The organism is Brevibacillus sp. HB1.1, from assembly GCF_013332445.1.
Lineage (GTDB): Bacteria > Bacillota > Bacilli > Brevibacillales > Brevibacillaceae > Brevibacillus > Brevibacillus porteri.
Window position 1 is genome coordinate 647,995 of the sequence record NZ_JABMIV010000001.1, and the last position, 18,737, is coordinate 666,731.

Consider the following 18,737-nt stretch of genomic DNA (forward strand, 5'->3'; position numbering starts at 1 on the left):
TTCATATCCTCCCTAAAGCAGTACGTAAGGGTCGACGTCAATCGTCATCAATACTTTCTGCTGTTTGTTCCATTCTTCAAACGCAGCCGTCGCCTGAGCGAGCAGGTCTGACAGTTGCGGTTCATCACGATATTTTAGCATGATCTGAAAACGAAATCTATCCTTCACCCTCGCAATGGGCGAAGCGACTGGGCCCAAGAGGACCGTTGTCTGTGCCAAACGCTGCCGCAAATAGTCAGCCATTGTATGCGCACCACGGATAACAACAGGTACATCCTCGTGGCTAAACGTAATTAATACGAGACGGAAATACGGCGGGTAGCCTGTTCGTCTGCGCTGCATCATTTCATCCTGATAAAATGCGGGATAATCATGCTTGGTCGCATGGACAATGCTGTAGTGTTCTGGCGTATACGTCTGAATCAATACTTCTCCGTCCAGTTCATGCCGTCCTGCCCGTCCACCTACCTGCGTCAGGAGCTGAAATGTCTTTTCCGCCGCACGGAAGTCAGGCAGATGCAAGGAAGTATCCGCTGCAATGATTCCCGCTAGCGTCACTCGTGGAAAATCAAGGCCCTTGGCAATCATCTGGGTACCGAGTAAAACGTCGCCTTGACCCGCGCGGAATTTGTTTAGCAGCTCTTCATGAGAGCCTTTACGCGAGGTCGTATCCACGTCCATGCGGATGACCCGGATTCCAGGGAAAAGTTTGGCCAGCTCCGCTTCCACCTTTTGTGTTCCGGTACCAAAAAAGCGTATATGCTCACTCTGACACTCCGGACAATGCTTAGGCTGTGCGATGGTATATCCACAGTAATGGCAACGTGCCGTATGATTCGTTTTATGATAAGTAAGCGAGATGTCGCAATGAATGCAGCGCATCGTATAGCCACAGGAGCGGCACATGACAAAGGTAGAGAAGCCTCTTCGGTTAAGGAAAATGACCATCTGTTCTTCTTTTGCCAATCGATCTGCAATCATCTCATGCAGCTTCCGGCTGAACATCGAACGATTCTGGGACTGAAGCTCCTCTCGCATATCCACGACATGTACCTGCGGCATCGGACGGTTCCCGACGCGCTCTGGCATGCGCAACAGCTCGTAGCGGCCTCGGGTAGCCAGTGCATACGTCTCCAAGGCAGGAGTCGCGCTTCCCATGACGAGTACACCCTGATTCTCTTTCGCTCGCCACAGGGCTACTTCCCGTGCATGATAGCGAGGGGTCTCTTCTTGCTTATACGAGCTCTCATGCTCTTCATCAATCACAATCAAACCAACATTCCGAAACGGAGCAAAGATGGCAGATCGTGCACCTACCACCACTTTGACCTGTTTACGAATGATCTTGCGCCACTCGTCATAGCGCTCTCCTTGTGACAACGCACTGTGCAAAACAGCTACGTCTGCACCAAAACGGGCCTTGAAGCGCTCCACCATTTGCGGAGTCAGTGAAATTTCCGGAACGAGAAAGATCGCCTCGCGCCCTTTTTCCAACGTACTTTCGATCGCTTCGAGATACACTTCTGTCTTCCCGCTTCCGGTAACACCGTGCAGTAAGTAAGAAGCATACGTCCCCGAATCAATCGATTGCAAGATAGGTGTCAGTGCCGCTTCCTGCACCGAGGTAAAGACAGGCTTTTGCTTTTCCTGGAAACGTCGATTGGCGTACGGGTCCCGGTAAACCTCCACTTGCTCGATCGCGATCCAGCCTTTTGATTCCAGGCTTTTTAGCGGAGAACGCGTTATTCCGTATTCATCCCGCAGCATTTGTACAGACAAGGACTGCTCCTTGTGCATGAGCATCAGTTGAAGGACACGGCGCATCTGCTCCGCCCGCGCTGGCAACGAACTTATCGCTTCCTCCAGCTTACCCTCATCCAATAAACTCCGGACAAATGATTGCTGCTTGCGGGTAATTTTGTCCCTTACTTGATATTCGGTAGCAAGCAGACCACTCTGTATCCAACCCGGAACGAGCAAATACTCCTCCGCAAATTGTTTCTCTACTTCTGCTAGCGGTAGTTGCCGTTTGCGGAACAATTCCCACAGAAGCCCCGATCTCCCGCATGCCTCTTCGTCCAATGCGTCTGTCGCCGTCAGCCACTTCTCCGACTTCCCTTTGAGCACAGCAGGAAGCATCGCCTGTACAGCCGTTACCCACGGACACAAGTATTGCTTGGACATCCATTCGCTCATCTTTAACAGCTCTGGCGTAAGAGGAGGAGTATCGTCTTGTACCTGCACGACATCTTTTAGTCGCGAACGATCTGGTATGGCTTCGTCGTCCTCGACGATCCCAATGACATAGCCTTGCAGTTGACGGGGACCAAATGGGACAACCACACGGCTACCAATGCGAATCAGTGGACGCAACCAAGGCGGAACATGGTAATCAAAAGGTCGATTCGTTCGATTGACCGGAACGTCCACGATAATTTGAGCAATCATGACAGGTCTCGGAGCGGTTTATGTTCTTGTACTGCAAGGACAGCATCAAACAACTTGTCTGCCACAGCCCGCTTGCTCAATTTATCCAATGCCAGTTGCTCTCCGCCACGGGTTAGCAAGGTCACGATATTCGTATCGCTCCCCATACCTGCACCCTCGAGCAATACGTTATTGGCTACGATCATATCGAGATTTTTTCGCTCCAGCTTGGACTGGGCATGCTGCAACACATTTTGGGTTTCTGCTGCAAAGCCCACGACGAATTGCTTCGTTTTCCGATCACCAATGGTCTTTAAAATATCGGGTGCTTTCTCCAGCTCCAGTTCGAGTGGACCATCACCCTTTTTCATCTTATGTTCAGATACATGCTTTGGTCGATAATCGGACACTGCTGCTGATTTGACGACGATGTCACAGTGAGGCAACTGCTCCATGACGGCATCAAACATTTCTTGTACCGATTCCACCGCGATGAATTCCACTCCATCAGGAGGTGCCAAGGAAGTCGGCCCACTGATCAGTGTGACCTTCGCCCCTCTGTCTCGTGCCGCTTCCGCGATAGCGTAGCCCATTTTGCCTGAAGCATGATTGGTTATGTAACGAACTGGATCAATTTTTTCACGGGTCGGTCCAGCTGTGATCAGTACATGCTTGTCCTGCAAATCTTTTTCTCGGATCATTTGTCTAGTCTCATCGGAAGCAAACCATTGACGAACAGCTTCGACGATTTCCTCTGGCTCCGCCAAACGTCCTTTGCCAATCCATCCACATGCCAAGAGCCCGACACCCGGTTCAACAAACCGATAACCATAGGCCGTCAGCTTATCCATATTTGCGATAACTGCAGGGTGATTGTACATATTGACATTCATGGCAGGCGCGACCATGACAGGCGCTTTCGTAGCCAGTACAGTCGTCGTCAGCATATCATCCGCTATGCCATTCGCCATTTTGCCAATCACGTTTGCCGTTGCTGGCGCGATCAATACGAGATCAGCTCGATCAGCCAGTTCAATATGGCTAATCACATGCGGGTCTGGCTCTGTAAATGTATCCGTATAAACAGGTAGGTGAGACAAGGCTTGAAACGTTAAAGGCTGAATAAACTGTAAGGCACCCTCTGTCAAAATGACATGCACCAATGCACCTGCCTGTGTCAGCTTGCTGGTCAATGCAGCAGCCTTGTAAGCAGCGATGCCGCCCGATACCCCAAGAACAATTCGTTTTCCTGCAAGCGAATGCATCTGCACTCTCTCCCTTCTCCCCTATCCGAAATCCGAAAAAAACAACCTCGTGAGGTTGTTTTTAAAGGTGACTGCTTATTTGCGACCGTCCAAAAACTCGTGAACGAGCTCGTCGGAGATGAACTCTTCCAGTGCCAAACCTACAAACTTTTTGGATTTTGGTCTCACCACTTGAATTTCGCTGTTTTCGCGAAGCTGACGCGCACGCTTGGATGCTACTGTCACCAGGATGTACTTGCTCTCTGCTTTTTCGGTCAATTCGTCAATAGATGGATACAACATAATTCTATTCAACCTCCTGTAACCATTTGCTATATTTGTGAACCTGACGATCTTTTTTCAGATGCTCCGCTGTAATAATCGCTTGAATTCGATCGCAAGCCGATTCGATGACGTCATTGACGACTACATAATCGTAGTGGTCCATGAGCTCGATTTCAGCACGCGCCACTTCCATGCGCTTGCGAATAATCTCTTGTGATTCTGTCCCGCGTCCCACGATCCGGTTTTCCAGTTCGTTTAAATCAGGAGGAGCCAGGAACAGGAATGTACCTTGCGGGAAGCTCTCTTTCACTTGAAGCGCACCCTGAACTTCGATCTCAAGAATAACATCGCGCCCCTCATTCAGCATATCGTCCACGAACTGACGAGGTGTTCCGTAGTAATTTCCTACGTATTCTGCCCATTCCAGAAGAGCATCTTCTTCAATCATCCGCTTGAACTCTTCCTGGCTTTTAAAAAAGTAATTAACTCCTTCTACCTCTCCAGGACGCGGCTGGCGTGTGGTAGCGGAAACAGAATACACCAGATCAGGCATCACTTCACGAAGTGCCTTGCATACTGTTCCTTTTCCCACACCAGCTGGTCCGGAAAGAACCAAAAGGAGACCACGATCAACCATACTCATTGTTTACACTCCTACTTTATTCGTCCGATTCGTCATCCTTCGTAGTCAAGCGCTGTGCCACTGTTTCTGGCTGTACCGCTGACAAAATCACGTGATCGCTGTCTGTAATAATGACCGCACGTGTACGTCTCCCATAAGTAGCGTCCACAAGCATGTTGCGATCGCGCGCTTCCTGGATGATCCGTTTGATAGGAGCGGACTCCGGACTTACAATTGAAATAATGCGGTTGGCATTGACAATGTTGCCAAAACCGATATTGATTAGCTTGATTGCCATGACGGCCCAGCCCATCCTTTCATGCTACTCAACATTCTGTATTTGCTCCCGCATCTTCTCCAGTTCTGTCTTGATCTCGACAGCCAGATGCTGAATGCGTAAATGATTCGCTTTGGAAGCAATCGTATTGGCTTCCCGATTCATTTCTTGGAGCAGAAAATCCAGTTTTCGACCAATTGCTTCTTCTTTGCCTAATTGAATGGCAAACTGTTGGCAATGACTATCTAAACGGGTCAACTCTTCACTAATATCACTTTTATCAGCGAAAAAGGCAACCTCTTGCGCTACACGAGCAGGGTCCAATTCAAAAGGTGTCAAACCGGCCCACTCACTTACGCGCTGCTCAAGTCGGCCCTTGTAATCTTCCCTACATAGTGGGGCCAACTGGGAGATCTCCCGCGTCCATGTGTTGACGGCAGTCAGGCGACTGGCTAGATCAGCGTGCAGCAGATTACCCTCGGTCTCTTTCATCGAAACGAGATCCATTGCCGCGCCCCTGACCAGGTCTTGGAGCCACTCTGTCAGCTCCTCCACATTGTCCTCTGACTCTTTGGTATGTATCACGCCAGGAAAGTGTAGCAGATCCTTGACGGTTAAAGGCGTCTCTAGCGAAAAACGCTGAGTCATCTCGCGGGAAATGGAGACTAGCTGTTCAGCCACATCCCAGTCAATGTCCATGACCGTAGCAGAAGAATTTTTCCCTTCCACTGAGACAGTGACATCAACACGCCCTCTTCTGACAAACTGCGCGACTAGCTTACGAATCGAATCCTCAAGCATATTCCATGCTTTGGGCAGGCGCACGACAATCTCAGAAAAGCGGTGATTCACTGCACGAATCTCGACTGTTGCTCGAATGGAGCCTTTGCTATCTTCTTTTCTACCGTAACCAGTCATGCTTCGAATCATAAGTTTTCACTTCCATAGACGCAAAATCGTTAATTTATTATAGGAGACAACTCTTGGCAGTGTCAACCGAAGCAACCCCACCACGATGAGATTCCTCCTTGCCCTGACTTATGCTACACTGTGACTGGCAGCTCTCTATCTATTATTCTAGCCATTTTTTTGATCTGAGGTGACTTTTATGGCATTTGATGGCGTAGTAACCCGCTCCGTTACGCGGGAATTACATAAACTGGTAGGAGGACGCATCTCGAAAATCCACCAGCCCCACCATAGCGATATTGTTATGCAAGTACGGACACAAGGAGAAACGGTAAAGTTCCTCCTGTCTGCAAACCCGACTTATCCGAGACTTCATATCACGACAGAAGAATTCACGAATCCGCTGGAAGCTCCGATGTTTTGCATGCTATTGCGCAAGCATTGTGAGGGCGGTGTAATTGAATCTGTCCAGCAAATCGGGATGGAGCGAATCATTCACATCGACGTACGCACGCGGGACGAGCTGGGTGACACGGCTGTCCGCCGAATTATTGTCGAGATCATGGGCAAGCACAGTAACATCATCCTCATCGATCCTGCAACCGGAATGATTTTGGATAGCGCCATGCATGTGACGCTCGCCATTAGCCAGTATAGACAAGTTACGCCTGGCAGACCTTATGTTTCTCCTCCGAGCCAAGATAAGCGCGACCCTCTTACTGTAACCGAGCAAGCGTTTATTTCTTCCCTCGACTGGAACGGCGGTCGTTTGGACAAGCAAATCGTAGAAGGCTATACCGGGATCAGTCCGTTATTGGCAAAAGAAATTTTGCACAGAGCCGGCCTTGCGAATCGTGAAACACTGTGGGCTGCCTTTTCACAGGTGATGAAGGCAATCAACGCTCATGAATATGTTCCATCCATTGTACAGGCAAACGGCAAAGCGTATTTTCACGTCGTCGAGCTAACTCATCTCTCAAACGGGGTTACCACCCCCTATCCTTCCATTCAAGAATGCTTGCAGGCATTTTACGAAGGAAAGGCGCTCCGTGACACTGTCAAGCAGCGTGCGCACGATTTAATTCGTTTTGTCACTTCTGAGCGCAATAAAAATGAAAAGAAAATCGAGAAGCTCGAACAAACATTGCAAGATGCGCATGAAGCAGATCAGTTCCGCCTGTACGGTGAATTGATCACCGCCAATATGCACCAAATGAAGCGAGGGGATCGCGAGCTCGTCACAGTCAACTGGTATGATGAAGCGGGAGGTACCATCACGATTCCGCTCGATCCGTTGAAGACCCCTTCGGAAAATTTACAGTCGTATTACAAGCGGTATAACAAGGCCAAAAACAGCCTTTCCATCGTGAGTGAGCAGATTGAGCAAGCGCATGCTGAACTCTTGTATTTGGACGGCGTATTGGTTCAACTGGAACATGCCACCTTAAAAGATGCAGAAGAAATTCGCGAGGAGCTCGTTGAGCAAAGCTACATGCGAGATCGTAAAAAACGCGGTCCGCGCAAGAAAAAAGAGACCAGACCAGAGCTGGATACGTACCTTTCTTCGGACGGTATTGAAATTTTGGTCGGTAAAAACAATAAACAAAATGAATACTTGACCAACAAGCTCGCATCGTCGCAAGAAACATGGCTACACACCAAGGATATCCCTGGCTCCCATGTCGTCATTCGCGCTCGGGAATTTTCAGATGAAACGTTGCTTGAGGCAGCGAATCTGGCGGCTTATTTCAGTCGTGCCAAAGAAGGAAGTCAAATTCCCGTAGACTACACGCTCATCAAACACGTAAAAAAACCGAGCGGGGCCAAGCCTGGCTATGTGATCTACGAGCAGCAACGAACGCTGTATGTGACACCAGATGAAGCACTGATCCGCCGTTTGAAATCAAACACCTCTTCTACGAATAGTGCGACTACCTAAGTTCATACTAAGGGCATGAAAGGTGGTGTTCGCTCTTTGAACATCGTTCTCAAGCTCTTGTTTAACGGAATCATTGCCATTCCAGGGCTTTGGTGGTCGGGGACGTCCCTTATGTTTGCAGTGCTCGCAAGCGTGATTGTCAGTTTACTGGGTTATGTACTTGATTTGACAATCCTCCCGCGTACGAACAATACGTTTGCGAGCTCCGCTGATTTCTTGTTCGTGTTTGCCTCCTTGTGGCTTGGCTGTTACTTGTTTGGTCAGACCATATCCTTATCTGGTTTATTGTTGACGGCATTTGCCATTACGGTGGTCGAATACTTTTTCCATGGATACCTGCAACGGCACGGTGTCCATCATTCCAAACATCCGGGCTGAAGCATCATTTCTATTTTGGAAGGAGGATCAGGATGAACGTCATTGGTATCATCCAGACCGATCTTAACGAATTCAACGTGCTGTTTGAGCAGCAAGGCGGGCAAGGCGGAAACGGACAAGGACAAGGACAGCAATCGCAAAACAGCGGACAAAACAACCAACAAGACCAAGACAGCGACTCGATGTTTCTCAGCTTTCTTGATGAGCAGCCGAGTTCCAATGAAAACAGCGGTCAAGGGAACAGCCAAGGTGGGCAACAGCAAAATGGCGGCGGCCCGCAAGAACTAACCGTTCGCATTAAAGGAATTCCTGAGGGACAAAAAGCAAACTTCCTACAAATGTATCAAATTCTTCAAGACGCCCAAGACTCCCAAACACTTGAAAAGGACCTGACCATTGTCGATCATGGGGATCAAGACCAAGGCTCCCAAAAACAAGGGCAGGGGCAGGGCCACGGCTCGGGCAAACAAAACAAAACCACCCATTAATCAACGTATAAAAAACAAAAACCACCTGGAAGCAGATTCCAAGTGGTTTTTTGTGCTATCGGCAATTCATTGCATTCATAAACGGCCAAGTCCCCGCTCTGCCGTTGACCTCATGTTTCTATAACCTGCGCTCACACAGGTGGGCGACCCTTCTGCACTTCAGCCTTCCCATGCATCCCAAAAGGAGGTGGGCCTGACATCCATCACAGTTTCCGTCTCCCAAAAAACACGTATAAGGTTAGAAACATTTACGGCCTATCGAACATCGCAGGATCTTGATGTCCCTACTTTATCACAGAATGGCCCTTTGCTCAACGGATAAAGTTCCCTTTGGACTTTTATCTCATCCATTTTCACGGAGTTGTCATACAATCCCGAGAATAGTTCTATTCCAATTTCGCCAACCTAGAGAGGAAAACGAATGAAAGGAAGGAAAAACATGCAATTTCGAACAAATATGCTGACAACCTGCTTACTCGCCATGAGCCTGACTGCTGTATCATTCCCCAGCATCCTTTCGCCCGCAGCAGCTAGCACACATTCTCATCCTGTTGGCGAAGACAAGGGGCAATACGAGAATGAATCGTTTCGGAATATTACAATCACCAAAACAGGCGAAGGACAATATACGATTAAGGGTGAAGCTCGCGTGAACGAAGCCAACGTACGATTCGTCGTGACAGACGGAGACAAGACATTGGCCAATAGCTTTGTGACAGCAAGCACGGGTGCCCCCGAGTGGGGGAGCTTTTCTATCGATCTCAAGCTGGACCCAAGTGCAAAATCACCTGCGCTCTCTTTGTTCGAGGAAAGTGCAGCGACAGGACAGCGCATTCATGAGCTAAACATCCCACTGCCAAAATAAATCAGCGCTACGTCCGCTTCAGCTTCGCTTGTACGAGCATCTGAAATTCAGGACGTGCGATCAGTGACGGCTGCTGTTGCTTTTCCCAGGCCAGTGCATATTCTAGGCCGTTTGCTTGGCAGCGTCCCAACCCTTCTTTTGTGACGGCATACGCTTGCTTCGGCAGGCGCCGTACCGCAGCAACCAATTTTTCAACCTCACTTTCGACTTGATTGGCTTCTACCGCTCGATAGATCAAGCCGATTTCCTCCGCTTTTTTCCCTGTAATCCTTTCTCCCAGCAGTGCGAGACGCTTCGCCCACGCCGTACCAACAAGCCTTGGCATAAGGTATGTCCCGCCAAAATCCGTTGTCAGACCAATCTGGACAAAAGGCTCCTGCAACAGGGCGTCTTCCGTCGCAATGACAAAATCAGCATGCAACGCGAGATTGAGTCCCGCTCCGACGGCTACTCCCTCGATGACTGCAATCACAGGCTTTGGCATTTGATGCAAGTTAGTGATGAAATCATTAATGATCGTCAATGATTGATCAGCGTCACTCTTATCCGTCAGCGCAGTCAACACGCCCAAATCAGCACCGGAGCAAAAGTTCCCCCCTGCTCCCCGCAAAATAAGCACATCGACCTCCTCATCTGCTGAAGCTTTTGAGATCGCGTCCTGCAAAAGGGAAAACATTTCAAGCGTCATCGCATTGAGGACGTGTGGCCTGTTGAGCGTAATCGTGCAGATTCCATCAACTTTTGTTACGATCAGTTGCGTATGATGATCCTGTTCCATCATTTTTCTCACCCTTTCCTATAAAGAAGCGGCAGGAATAACCCCCTGCCTTTGCAGCCTGCTCAAATCCTCCTCTGTGAGGTTCAGCTTGCGTTTGAGTAGCTCGTACGTGTAATCGGTGTGCCACGGGGGTGACAACCGCTCCGCCCTGTAACGATGCGCGAGACTCTCCTCATGATCGGGCGACTTTTTTTCCAAATAAGGCAGCGTATACGCTATCTCCCTATTCGCAACGTATGGATTATCTACCCAGTTTTCCCAATCTTCAACGGCGGTCAGACAGCAATCCACTTCACTGCCCAGTTCACTCCACTCGGCTTGGGTTCTGGACAGAAACAGTGCTTTCATATCGTCAAACACCTCTGGATGCAGAGAAACGCTAGCTCGGTGGCATAGCTCCCAGTCTGCTCTTCCTACCGCGCGGCAAAAATTGAGCCAGAACTTTTCTTCCAATGCAGCAAGTGCGACATACTGGCCGTCTGCTGTCTCATACACCTGATACGCCAGCAAACTCCCTCTCCCGGTCTCCCGTCCAATCGAGGAGCTGTATGACATAAACAATGCATGAAGCCCTGTCCAAGAACTAAACAAGTCAGCCGACGAAACATCCAAATATGCTCCTCGTCCTGTCCGCGCACGTTGAACAAGCGCCGCGCATATTTGTTCACTGGCATACAACCCGAGCGCATAATCAGAAAGCGGAATATCTGCAACGACAGGCTTGCCTTCCAGATCGCGAATCAGTGAGAGAAATCCGCTTACTGCCTGGACATTCAAGTCATGCCCCCCTATTTGGTATAGCTCGCCGCTTTGGCCATAGCCCGTCACGGAGCAATAAATGACAGCAGGGTGCATCTCGAACAGGCGATCGTAATCCAGTCCCAAATGACGCATCACACCTGGTCGATAGCTCTCCACCACGACATCAGCCTGTCTGGCCAGAGCAAACGCGAGCGCTTTTCCCTCATTCGTCCGCAAATTCAAGGAAATACTTTTATGATTGCGATGTGAACGCAGGTAAAACGCTCCCGTCTCTCTAGCTTCAGGATGAGAAGGTCTGATTAACGGTGAGTGAGTTTTGTCGTGAAACGGTTCCACCTCAATGACCTCTGCCCCCAAATCAGCCAAGCGCATCGTACAAATCGGACCTGGAAGATGGCGAGAAAAATCAACTATCGTCACTCCCGTCAACATGATTTAACTCCCCCTTCACCGACTACACTCTCTTGTAATTCGAGATGAACGACTGTTCACCCTCTTTTTAAATAGAAAATTCAAATAAATATAAAAAGCCGTCCCAAGTGGAACGACTTTTCCAAGAACGGTTATTTAATAAACCGTAGAGTGAGCGGGTAACGGAATTCTTTTCCCTCGTTCGCTTTCACCGCAGCGATAATAACGAAGATCGCCCAAAAAATAAAGAGGGCTCCCAATAAAAGTGCGCCGATAAAAATGATGATCAGCAAACTTGAAATGGCGGCATAAATCGTCACCGAGATGCTAAAATTCAGTGCCTCTTTTCCATGCTGATAAAAAAAGGCTCCCTCTTCACGCTTGATCAACCATACGATTAAAGGTCCTAGTACATTGCCGAACGGAACGATAAAACCAAGGAAGGCAGATAGATGCACGATCATCGCCCACATTCGTTCCTCTTTCCCATTCAGGAATTGCATATCCATACCTCCATTAATCCTTTTCCTCTATTGTACGACAAATTGCGCAAAACTTGCGAAAAAACGAAAAAAGCGCCACCACGGCGCCTTTCTCTATTAATACTTGCTCTCGTGACTTCCACCGTAACCGCCGCCGTACCCTCCACCGTACCCGCCACCATGAGAGGAGCCGTAACCATCATAGCCGCCGCCAAAGTGGCCCCAACCACCATAGTGGCCTCCACCTCCACAATGTCCGTGTCCCCAACTACGACCGTATGGTTTGCAATGGGTTTTGTAGTGTGGCTTGTAGAAGCAATGCTTTCTGTACACTTTCTTTTCGCAGCATTTAAAGCATCTGCGACGAGATCTTCTGCATCCGCAACTCATTAACCTCACTCCTTCCTGTTCGTTACATCTACAAGGTATGTAGGTGAAGGCATATCGGCATGGACATCAGTCTATACACTAGTCAAAATCAGCGGATGTCTCGTAGGCTATTCAGTATGGTCAATGGGTAACGAGCTTGCGCAGCTCATTAATACCATGGTGGTCAGGAATTTCTTGAAATTCCTTTACTTTTGGCAGCGTAAGCAAATGTGGTTTCACCATATAGCCAGGCTTGGAAATATACACGACGTCAGAGGATGCAATCAAATCAAACACTTCTGCATGGTTCGCTTCTATTGTCCGAATATCCAAGTGCGTAATGCCTGCGTTGTAGAGATCATTTATCATACCCGCACCACCTCGTATGGTCGCACAGATCAATCCGACTTTCGTATTTCGTGGGTAGGCCTCCATGGCAGGGATCACCGTCGTTGGGTCCGGGATAAAATCAAGGCTAACGATCGGAGGCGCATCCTGCGGGAGTTTCAGGTTAACGGAAGGTGGGATAACGATGGCTTTGTATTGCTGCAAAAAATTTGCATCGCATTCTACCTGCTGGGAAAAATCCTCGACGGTTCTCCCTTCAACCATCACACTCGGAAGATGGTACTGCACCAAACGCATATATTCAGTGACCTCCAGCTCTGTGAACCGCAAAAAAAGAACCGGAAACTGATTGATTTCTTGCAAAACACAGGACAGAACGCGCGAGAATTCATCTATGGTATAGCCCATTGCTTTTACTTTATGAATGGTTTCTTTGGCGAGTAAAGCAAGATGGATCGGGTTACGTGACAAGAGCGTGTCACTTGCGCTATTGGTTACAATCGTCCCCCTCCCTTGCCGACAATCAACTAGCCCTTCTTGCTGGAGACGCAAATACACGCTGCGAACGGTGTTGTAATTGACTTTCAACTGTGCCGCCAACTCCCTTACCGTTGGCAGCTGCTCTTGGGAAGGAAGCTCACCGCTTCGAATCGAGGATGAAATTTGTTGATATAATTGCTCGTGATAAGATATATTGGATTCCTTTTTCAAGGTCAAAGGTAGCATGTATTCACCTCTCCAAAAGTAATTGAAATGATCGTAAAGGAATTCAAAATCTATCGTCAATAGAAGGGAAAGCATGAAGCCAGTGTACCGGGTCATACTAATTCAGATGACAATTCCTTAGGAAGAAGGTGCCTTCGTGGGAGAACACAGCCGTTTTCGTGAAGGAGAAAAGTCTCCGAAAAATGCCGTATACATGGAGATTGGTGAGTCTGGTGCAAGTGTGCAGAACCCGATGATCATCGAGCTTTCCAGAGGGGAAAAGTTCCCCGCTACACGAAATAAAAATCGCGTATGGACGCAAAAGTAAGGAATGCAAAAACCAACCTGGCACCATGCACAAGGTTGGTTCTCTTTTTTACTACTTTTCGTCGTCGTCTTCGTCGTCTTCATCCTCTTCGTCTTCTTCATCGCCGCTCAAGTAAATAATGGCGACACCCAAGCTCTCCAATAACGAAAGGACTTCTTTGTTCAACTCCTGATCCATGAGCAATCCCAGGCTTTCCACGAGCTCGAGCTCTTCCAGTTCTCCCTGTTCAGCATCCTCGATCAGTTCTATGATTTCGGTCATTCGCTTTTTTTCCAATACGGCTACGAGTTCATCTCTTGTCATAAATGGTTTTACACCTCATTTTCTACTCTCTATGCTTTATAATAGTACATAAACGAACCATTGAAAACCAAGTAGTGAGGTGAAGATCACCATGTATCCGCAACCGTATCTGGATTATTTGATCCAGTTTCATGTAGAACGCGATTATTTTGAGTGTCATGAGATTCTCGAGGAGTATTGGAAAAGCGCTCCTCCACATGAACGACAGCCAGTGTGGGTTGGTTTGATTCAAATCTCCGTCGCTCTGTATCACCAGAGACGCGGGAATCAGTCAGGTGCAATCAAAATGCTCACAAGCGCCATATCCCTTGTCAAAAAGCATCAACTTGACATCCAAAAGCTTGGGTTGGATAGTGACAGTCTGGCTAACCTGCTTGAAGAGCGCCTGACGGAAATCCAAAATGGTCAGCCCTATCGAAGCCTGTCCCTGCCCATGTCCGATGCTTTGAAACAGGCGTATCAAGAGGCTTGTACGATGCAAAATCACCCTGAACATCGGGATAGCGATATGCAAGACGCCTACTTGCTGAATAAGCATACCTTGAGGGATCGAAGCGACGTTTTGGCAGAACGCAAGCAACAGCTGCAAATGCGCGAAGCACGTCGAAACAACGAGTCAAACTAGTCTGCGTACAGCTGCAAATAACTGGCCGGGACAGCATCGCTCAAACAATAGCGCTCACCCACGCGGTAAAAGCAAATTCCGGCTTCATGGGCCCCCTTTGCATTCACAGTGACGAGGCGCAATGTGTCTGTCGGTTCTCCAATATGCTCCGGTCTTTCCGCAAGCTGCACATACTCACTGGCAATTGGCAACAGGCCACCAGTGAGTACTTGTTTCCATAATTTTCGATGTGTCCCGTAATAAAGAACGTCAGGTGGTACCATCTCGATGAGCTTGCTTTTTGCAATCGAGGGCAAAAATCCGTAGGTCACTCGAATGAGTGCTCCTCCGTCCCATTCGATACTCCGCTCCGGATCGAATTCCACGACTTGATGAAGATCTTGCCTAGCTATGTATGAGCACCCTTTCAGCGTATGAAGATAGTCCAGCAACGGCTCAATCGGGGTATATCCATACGTGTCATAGTAGAGTTGAAATGCTTCACTGTTTTGCCGAAGTATACTGAGCAATCGCTTGCGCAGTCTCGTTTCTTCATGAATCGCCAGCATCCGTTTCGCCCTCCTATCCGGTCAATAAATCCAGAGACCCACAGCTAGTGCGAGACCCAAATCCGCGAACAAATGACTAATCCAGTTTGGGTAAATCGAAGGAAACATTCCTTTCATCCATCCCCAAATTAGCCCTGCTCCAAAAACCATGGATGTAATGAACAAGCCGTTTCGAAAACCAAAGAGGATCGTAGAGATAATCAGGTGATACAAGGAATAAAAAAAGCTGGAAAGAAAAATGGACATCAAGCGGGATAAGGATGCGCGCAACCGCTGCAATACGAAGCCTCGCCAGAACAACTCTTCCAGCAGCGAGTTAATGAAAACGAGGTAGACCGAAAAAACCCAAATCCAGCGGCGTTCAATCCCCCATGTCTCCATACCTGCTCGAACGGCTTCAGGTCTTCCCGGTTCCTGCAGGAGCAACCAAAGCCCAGCCAGCACTCCTGTCAACATAAGAACGCCTAATGCCAGTCCGTATAAAGTACCCTGCCATTCAAAATTTCCCCACGCTAAACGCCAGTGCCTTTGCAAATCTCCTTCCCACCATCCGTGAATGACGGGGATACAGATGCAAACAAGCACATGAAAAGAAAAGAACGTGACAATCACGCTATGCTTTTCCACTAGTCCGTAAAAGATCGTGAGTGTCGCAGCGAATCCATACACGATCAACAGTAGCAACGTCCGTTTTCGCGCCATTTACGAATAGCTCCTTTTGGGCGTAATGGCCGCAGTATTGCGTTAGTTTGTCCGTTATGAACACGAAGAATACCCACAAAGACAATAAATATACAAGCGTTTGCATGAATGCTATACTTGAGAAATCGCTTTTTATCAAATGAATGGATCGGTTCAAATTTTTACCTATCTAACGAATGTTTGGAGTGGCTCTCATGTTATGGCGTAATCGTACCTTTCTGCTTTTAATGAGCGGAGAGATCGTCGCGGGAGCGGGCATGTGGATTTCGATTATTGCCAATCTTGCGTTCATGCAGAAACTCGTTCCTTCTGATACGGTGAAGGGCTTGATTCTGATGTGTGGGTTGGTGGTCAGCATCCTCCTCGCCCCTAAAGCAGGTGTGGTAATTGACATGTACGACAAAGGCAAGATCATGCTGTTTGCCAGCCTGGTCCGAACACTCAGTCCCGTCTTCATGTTCCCGGCTCTTGCCAACGATTCTCTTCTGTGGATGATCGTATCTTTGATCGTGATGCAATGCTCTGCTGCGTTTTATTTTCCGACCGTGCAGGCTTCCTTGCCAGCCATCCTTTCCCAGGACGAGTTACTCAAGGCGAACAGCGCATATCTGAATATCTCTACCCTCTCGCGCATTGGAGGAACAGCAATCGGCGGTATACTCGTTGCCTCCATGGACCTGTCCATGCTGTATGTGTGCTCCATCATCGCGTACGCTGTACTCGCTGTCGTCACACTCTTTCTCCGTATTCCGCAAGTGACTTCTCGGAAAATTCAGGAAAAAGTGGAGTTTCGCGAAGTACTGACGATCTCGCGACAGGACCCGGCCTTGTTAGTCGGCTTGATTAATAACGGGTTGATCACCTTGTTCCTTGGCGGTCTGAACCTGATGATCTTGAACTTTAGCGAGCTACAACAGGAACCTCAGCTCATGGGATGGATCTATGCAGCAGAAGGAATCAGCATTTTGATTGGGGGGCTCTTGGCAAAACGTTGGATCGGCCGCAGAAACCTCGTGGCAGCGTCCACCATCATGCTCTTTTTCTTCGCGCTGTCCCAGTTTGGCATGTCATTCGCCGATAACAAATTCATGGTGCTCGCTTCCTTCTCCATGTTCGGCTTTGTCGTTGCTTTCTTCTTCCCGGTCACCGCAACGATTTTCCAGAAGCGTCTACCTCCACACCAGCAAGGGCGATTCTTTTCTTTCAAAAGCATGCTGGATCGTGGATTCTTCTTGTTGGCTCTCGCGATTACTGGAGTTGGGCTGGACATTCTCGGCATTAGCGGCTACCTCCTCTTCATCGGCTCGGTGACAGTGCTCTTTGGCTTATTGACTTTCTTCTACAGTAAAAAGCATAAGCTGGATGTGCGCTCCCACGATGAAGCAGCTGCCTAGAATCGGAATGTAACGTACCATGACAAACGCTTTCCCACTGACCATGCTTTGGTGTACACTAGTGAAAGTATGTTGAACCTTATGGAGGCGTTCTTCCATGCAGATACTTTCCTCTCCCATTTTGGGAATCCTGCTGCCTCTCGTGATGGCTATTGCAGTGATCTTTGTGAGAATGCGTCGGCAAAAAAAGCCGGCTTCTGCAAAAAGCATTATTTTGCCACCTTTCTTTATGGCGACAGGGTTTGCAATGTTCTTGTTCCCCGAGGCGCAATTACCGCCCAAGTTTGATATTGCAGCCTTTGTGGTTGGGCTTATCTTTTCGATTCCGCTGATTATGACGTCACGCTTCGAAATCATTGGGCAAGATGTGTATTTGAAACGGTCCCGTGCGTTTTTCTTCATTTTGTCCGGATTGTTGGTCATCCGACTGATTATTAAACTGATGATCAATGATAGCTTTACACCGATTCAGACGGGTGGGCTGTTCTTCTTGCTCGCATTCGGTATGCTCGTACCTTGGCGTATCGCGATGCTGGTGATGTACCGGAATTTAACTAAAAAGACGTTTGGCACCTAGTAAAAAAACCACCTCCAGTGCGAGGTGGTTTTTTTCTTAAAACGCTACATAAAACGGATGCTCTTCTTCTCGTAAACACAACTCAATCCGTTTGCAGAGGCTCTCTTCTAAACGACTATTCCAGCGCTACTAGAAAGTAAGATCCTCCATCAATCTTATACTCGCTATTCTTGCTTGCTCCTTCCAGCCTCGCAAAAAACGGTCGTTGCCCGTGATTTTTCCATGCAGTCTGCGCCAATCCCTCTTCAATCGGTTGGCAAAGCACTACATTTCCACCCGGAAGTTCAAATACTTGGCAGATGGCCCCCAGTTCTTTATCGTGGAATGTTTCGCTCTTCTTCCATCCAAACCAGCTTTGCCAACGTGCTGTTGCCTCCTCCAGATCTGTTACTGCATAGCCTACTGACTGGAGATGCGCTGCACCGTTCGGATGAGCGGCAATGATGCCACGATTTGTCAAATCATCTATTCTCTCCTCATCCGTTTGCGACCATTCGATGAGAAATGGCGGTAGAAGTGCACTATCTGCATCTTCGAGGAACAGCATCCGCCACCGAAGCGTCGTGCCATCATCACGCGTACGACTTCCCGCAACTGGTCCAGTAACCTGCAAACCTTGGATTCGCAGGCGCTCTGCCCACGCATCCATCTCGTTGGTCCGAAGCGCAATCTGGCCAAATCCTTCTCCCTTTGCCTCATCCTCGATGCATTGACGTACGAGCGGATTATCTGATTGTCGCGCAAGCTCCTTGTGTTCAACCGCCAAAAATTCAACATAAGAAAGCCCGAAATAACTAAGGCTATTCCATGTCCCCCAAGACGCATGACGCCCTCCAGCTACCGCATGAAAACCCGCTTGGCAAAATTTTTCCGATGCTTCCTGTGGAGTTCGCTGTACAAAATGAACCAAATGATCAAAAGTTAATCGCACCTTTTTTCGCCTCTTTTCGTAATACTTATAGGATATCAAA

General features: G+C 48.5%; 23 protein-coding genes and 1 other RNA gene. 8 read left to right on the plus strand and 16 right to left on the minus strand.

The annotated features are described in order from the left end of the window. Positions 1-12: 12 nt before the first annotated feature. The 6 genes from priA to HPY27_RS03175 form a co-directional block, all read right to left on the minus strand. The gene (gene priA, locus HPY27_RS03150) at positions 13-2,448 is read right to left on the minus strand and encodes a primosomal protein N' (RefSeq protein WP_174224328.1); all 2,436 of its coding nucleotides are present in this window, start codon (positions 2,446-2,448) and stop codon (positions 13-15) included. After that, entirely contained in the window at positions 2,445-3,692 is a 1,248-nt protein-coding gene (coaBC, locus tag HPY27_RS03155) for a bifunctional phosphopantothenoylcysteine decarboxylase/phosphopantothenate--cysteine ligase CoaBC (RefSeq protein ID WP_017249467.1), read from the minus strand. The genes priA and coaBC overlap by 4 nt, the downstream gene beginning before the upstream one ends. A 75-nt stretch (positions 3,693-3,767) precedes the next feature. After that, positions 3,768-3,974, minus strand: a complete 207-nt coding sequence (gene rpoZ / locus HPY27_RS03160; RefSeq protein ID WP_016742004.1) for a DNA-directed RNA polymerase subunit omega — start codon at positions 3,972-3,974, stop codon at positions 3,768-3,770. 4 nt (positions 3,975-3,978) lie between these two features. Continuing rightward, on the minus strand, positions 3,979-4,599 hold the full coding sequence (gene gmk, locus HPY27_RS03165) for a guanylate kinase (RefSeq protein WP_017249468.1): 621 nt from the start codon (positions 4,597-4,599) through the stop codon (positions 3,979-3,981). Between the two features lie 16 nt (positions 4,600-4,615). Then, positions 4,616-4,876: an extracellular matrix/biofilm regulator RemA gene (gene remA, locus HPY27_RS03170; RefSeq protein ID WP_015891999.1), complete on the minus strand. Its 261-nt coding sequence runs from the start codon at positions 4,874-4,876 to the stop codon at positions 4,616-4,618. A gap of 24 nt (positions 4,877-4,900) precedes the next feature. Continuing rightward, positions 4,901-5,785, minus strand: a complete 885-nt coding sequence (locus tag HPY27_RS03175) for a YicC/YloC family endoribonuclease (RefSeq protein WP_069849491.1) — start codon at positions 5,783-5,785, stop codon at positions 4,901-4,903. Between the two features lie 178 nt (positions 5,786-5,963). Here HPY27_RS03175 and HPY27_RS03180 point away from each other — a divergent pair, with 178 nt between their 5' ends. Genes HPY27_RS03180 through HPY27_RS03190 form a run of 3 tightly spaced genes read left to right on the plus strand, consistent with a single transcriptional unit; the run spans position 5,964 to position 8,569 of the window. Next, positions 5,964-7,703 carry an Rqc2 family fibronectin-binding protein gene (locus tag HPY27_RS03180; protein ID WP_017249470.1) on the plus strand — a complete coding sequence of 580 codons (1,740 nt, stop codon included), beginning with the start codon at positions 5,964-5,966 and terminating at the stop codon, positions 7,701-7,703. A 36-nt stretch (positions 7,704-7,739) separates the two neighbouring features. Then, a complete protein-coding gene (locus HPY27_RS03185) occupies positions 7,740-8,081 on the plus strand; it encodes a DUF2512 family protein (protein ID WP_007728396.1) in 342 nt (113 codons plus the stop codon). 32 nt (positions 8,082-8,113) lie between these two features. Beyond that, positions 8,114-8,569: a hypothetical protein gene (locus tag HPY27_RS03190; protein WP_174224329.1), complete on the plus strand. Its 456-nt coding sequence runs from the start codon at positions 8,114-8,116 to the stop codon at positions 8,567-8,569. Positions 8,570-8,655: 86 nt separating this feature from the next. Here the strand turns inward: HPY27_RS03190 and ssrS are convergent. Continuing rightward, positions 8,656-8,846: non-coding RNA, 6S RNA (gene ssrS / locus HPY27_RS03195), on the minus strand. A gap of 162 nt (positions 8,847-9,008) precedes the next feature. On the opposite strand from ssrS, the gene HPY27_RS03200 reads away from it, so the two are divergent. Continuing rightward, positions 9,009-9,434 carry a Gmad2 immunoglobulin-like domain-containing protein gene (locus tag HPY27_RS03200; RefSeq protein WP_026043157.1) on the plus strand — a complete coding sequence of 142 codons (426 nt, stop codon included), beginning with the start codon at positions 9,009-9,011 and terminating at the stop codon, positions 9,432-9,434. Between the two features lie 7 nt (positions 9,435-9,441). On the opposite strand, the gene HPY27_RS03205 is transcribed toward HPY27_RS03200, so the two are convergent. The 5 genes from HPY27_RS03205 to HPY27_RS03225 form a co-directional block, all read right to left on the minus strand. After that, complete coding sequence (locus HPY27_RS03205) at positions 9,442-10,212, minus strand: enoyl-CoA hydratase/isomerase family protein (RefSeq protein WP_174224467.1); 771 nt, start codon at positions 10,210-10,212, stop codon at positions 9,442-9,444. An 18-nt stretch (positions 10,213-10,230) separates the two neighbouring features. Then, positions 10,231-11,406, minus strand: coding sequence for a CaiB/BaiF CoA transferase family protein (locus tag HPY27_RS03210; RefSeq protein WP_174224330.1), 1,176 nt, complete (start codon positions 11,404-11,406; stop codon positions 10,231-10,233). Between the two features lie 131 nt (positions 11,407-11,537). Next, positions 11,538-11,888, minus strand: coding sequence for a DUF4870 domain-containing protein (locus HPY27_RS03215; protein WP_017249475.1), 351 nt, complete (start codon positions 11,886-11,888; stop codon positions 11,538-11,540). After that, positions 11,876-12,100, minus strand: a complete 225-nt coding sequence (locus tag HPY27_RS03220) for a hypothetical protein (RefSeq protein WP_017249476.1) — start codon at positions 12,098-12,100, stop codon at positions 11,876-11,878. The genes HPY27_RS03215 and HPY27_RS03220 overlap by 13 nt, the downstream gene beginning before the upstream one ends. Positions 12,101-12,377: 277 nt before the next feature. Continuing rightward, on the minus strand, positions 12,378-13,310 hold the full coding sequence (locus tag HPY27_RS03225; RefSeq protein ID WP_173622145.1) for a GntR family transcriptional regulator: 933 nt from the start codon (positions 13,308-13,310) through the stop codon (positions 12,378-12,380). A gap of 136 nt (positions 13,311-13,446) precedes the next feature. Here HPY27_RS03225 and HPY27_RS03230 point away from each other — a divergent pair, with 136 nt between their 5' ends. Beyond that, entirely contained in the window at positions 13,447-13,617 is a 171-nt protein-coding gene (locus HPY27_RS03230) for a YjzC family protein (RefSeq protein ID WP_017249478.1), read from the plus strand. A gap of 51 nt (positions 13,618-13,668) precedes the next feature. On the opposite strand, the gene HPY27_RS03235 is transcribed toward HPY27_RS03230, so the two are convergent. Then, entirely contained in the window at positions 13,669-13,920 is a 252-nt protein-coding gene (locus HPY27_RS03235; protein ID WP_173622146.1) for a hypothetical protein, read from the minus strand. A gap of 91 nt (positions 13,921-14,011) precedes the next feature. Here HPY27_RS03235 and HPY27_RS03240 point away from each other — a divergent pair, with 91 nt between their 5' ends. Next, positions 14,012-14,545 (plus strand): DUF309 domain-containing protein, encoded by a 534-nt coding sequence (locus HPY27_RS03240; RefSeq protein WP_173622317.1) that lies wholly within the window; start codon positions 14,012-14,014, stop codon positions 14,543-14,545. On the opposite strand, the gene HPY27_RS03245 is transcribed toward HPY27_RS03240, so the two are convergent. Next, the gene (locus tag HPY27_RS03245) at positions 14,542-15,093 is read right to left on the minus strand and encodes an RNA 2'-phosphotransferase (protein ID WP_174224331.1); all 552 of its coding nucleotides are present in this window, start codon (positions 15,091-15,093) and stop codon (positions 14,542-14,544) included. The genes HPY27_RS03240 and HPY27_RS03245 overlap by 4 nt on opposite strands. 21 nt (positions 15,094-15,114) lie before the next feature. Beyond that, on the minus strand, positions 15,115-15,795 hold the full coding sequence (locus HPY27_RS03250) for a CPBP family intramembrane glutamic endopeptidase (protein ID WP_174224332.1): 681 nt from the start codon (positions 15,793-15,795) through the stop codon (positions 15,115-15,117). A gap of 194 nt (positions 15,796-15,989) precedes the next feature. On the opposite strand from HPY27_RS03250, the gene HPY27_RS03255 reads away from it, so the two are divergent. Together HPY27_RS03255 and HPY27_RS03260 are read left to right on the plus strand one after the other, a co-directional pair. Next, positions 15,990-17,189, plus strand: a complete 1,200-nt coding sequence (locus tag HPY27_RS03255) for an MFS transporter (protein ID WP_174224333.1) — start codon at positions 15,990-15,992, stop codon at positions 17,187-17,189. Between the two features lie 97 nt (positions 17,190-17,286). Beyond that, positions 17,287-17,766: a CcdC family protein gene (locus tag HPY27_RS03260; RefSeq protein ID WP_017249484.1), complete on the plus strand. Its 480-nt coding sequence runs from the start codon at positions 17,287-17,289 to the stop codon at positions 17,764-17,766. Positions 17,767-17,881: 115 nt separating this feature from the next. Here the strand turns inward: HPY27_RS03260 and HPY27_RS03265 are convergent, their stop codons facing one another. Next, the gene (locus HPY27_RS03265; protein WP_174224334.1) at positions 17,882-18,697 is read right to left on the minus strand and encodes a VOC family protein; all 816 of its coding nucleotides are present in this window, start codon (positions 18,695-18,697) and stop codon (positions 17,882-17,884) included. Positions 18,698-18,737 lie beyond the last annotated feature (40 nt).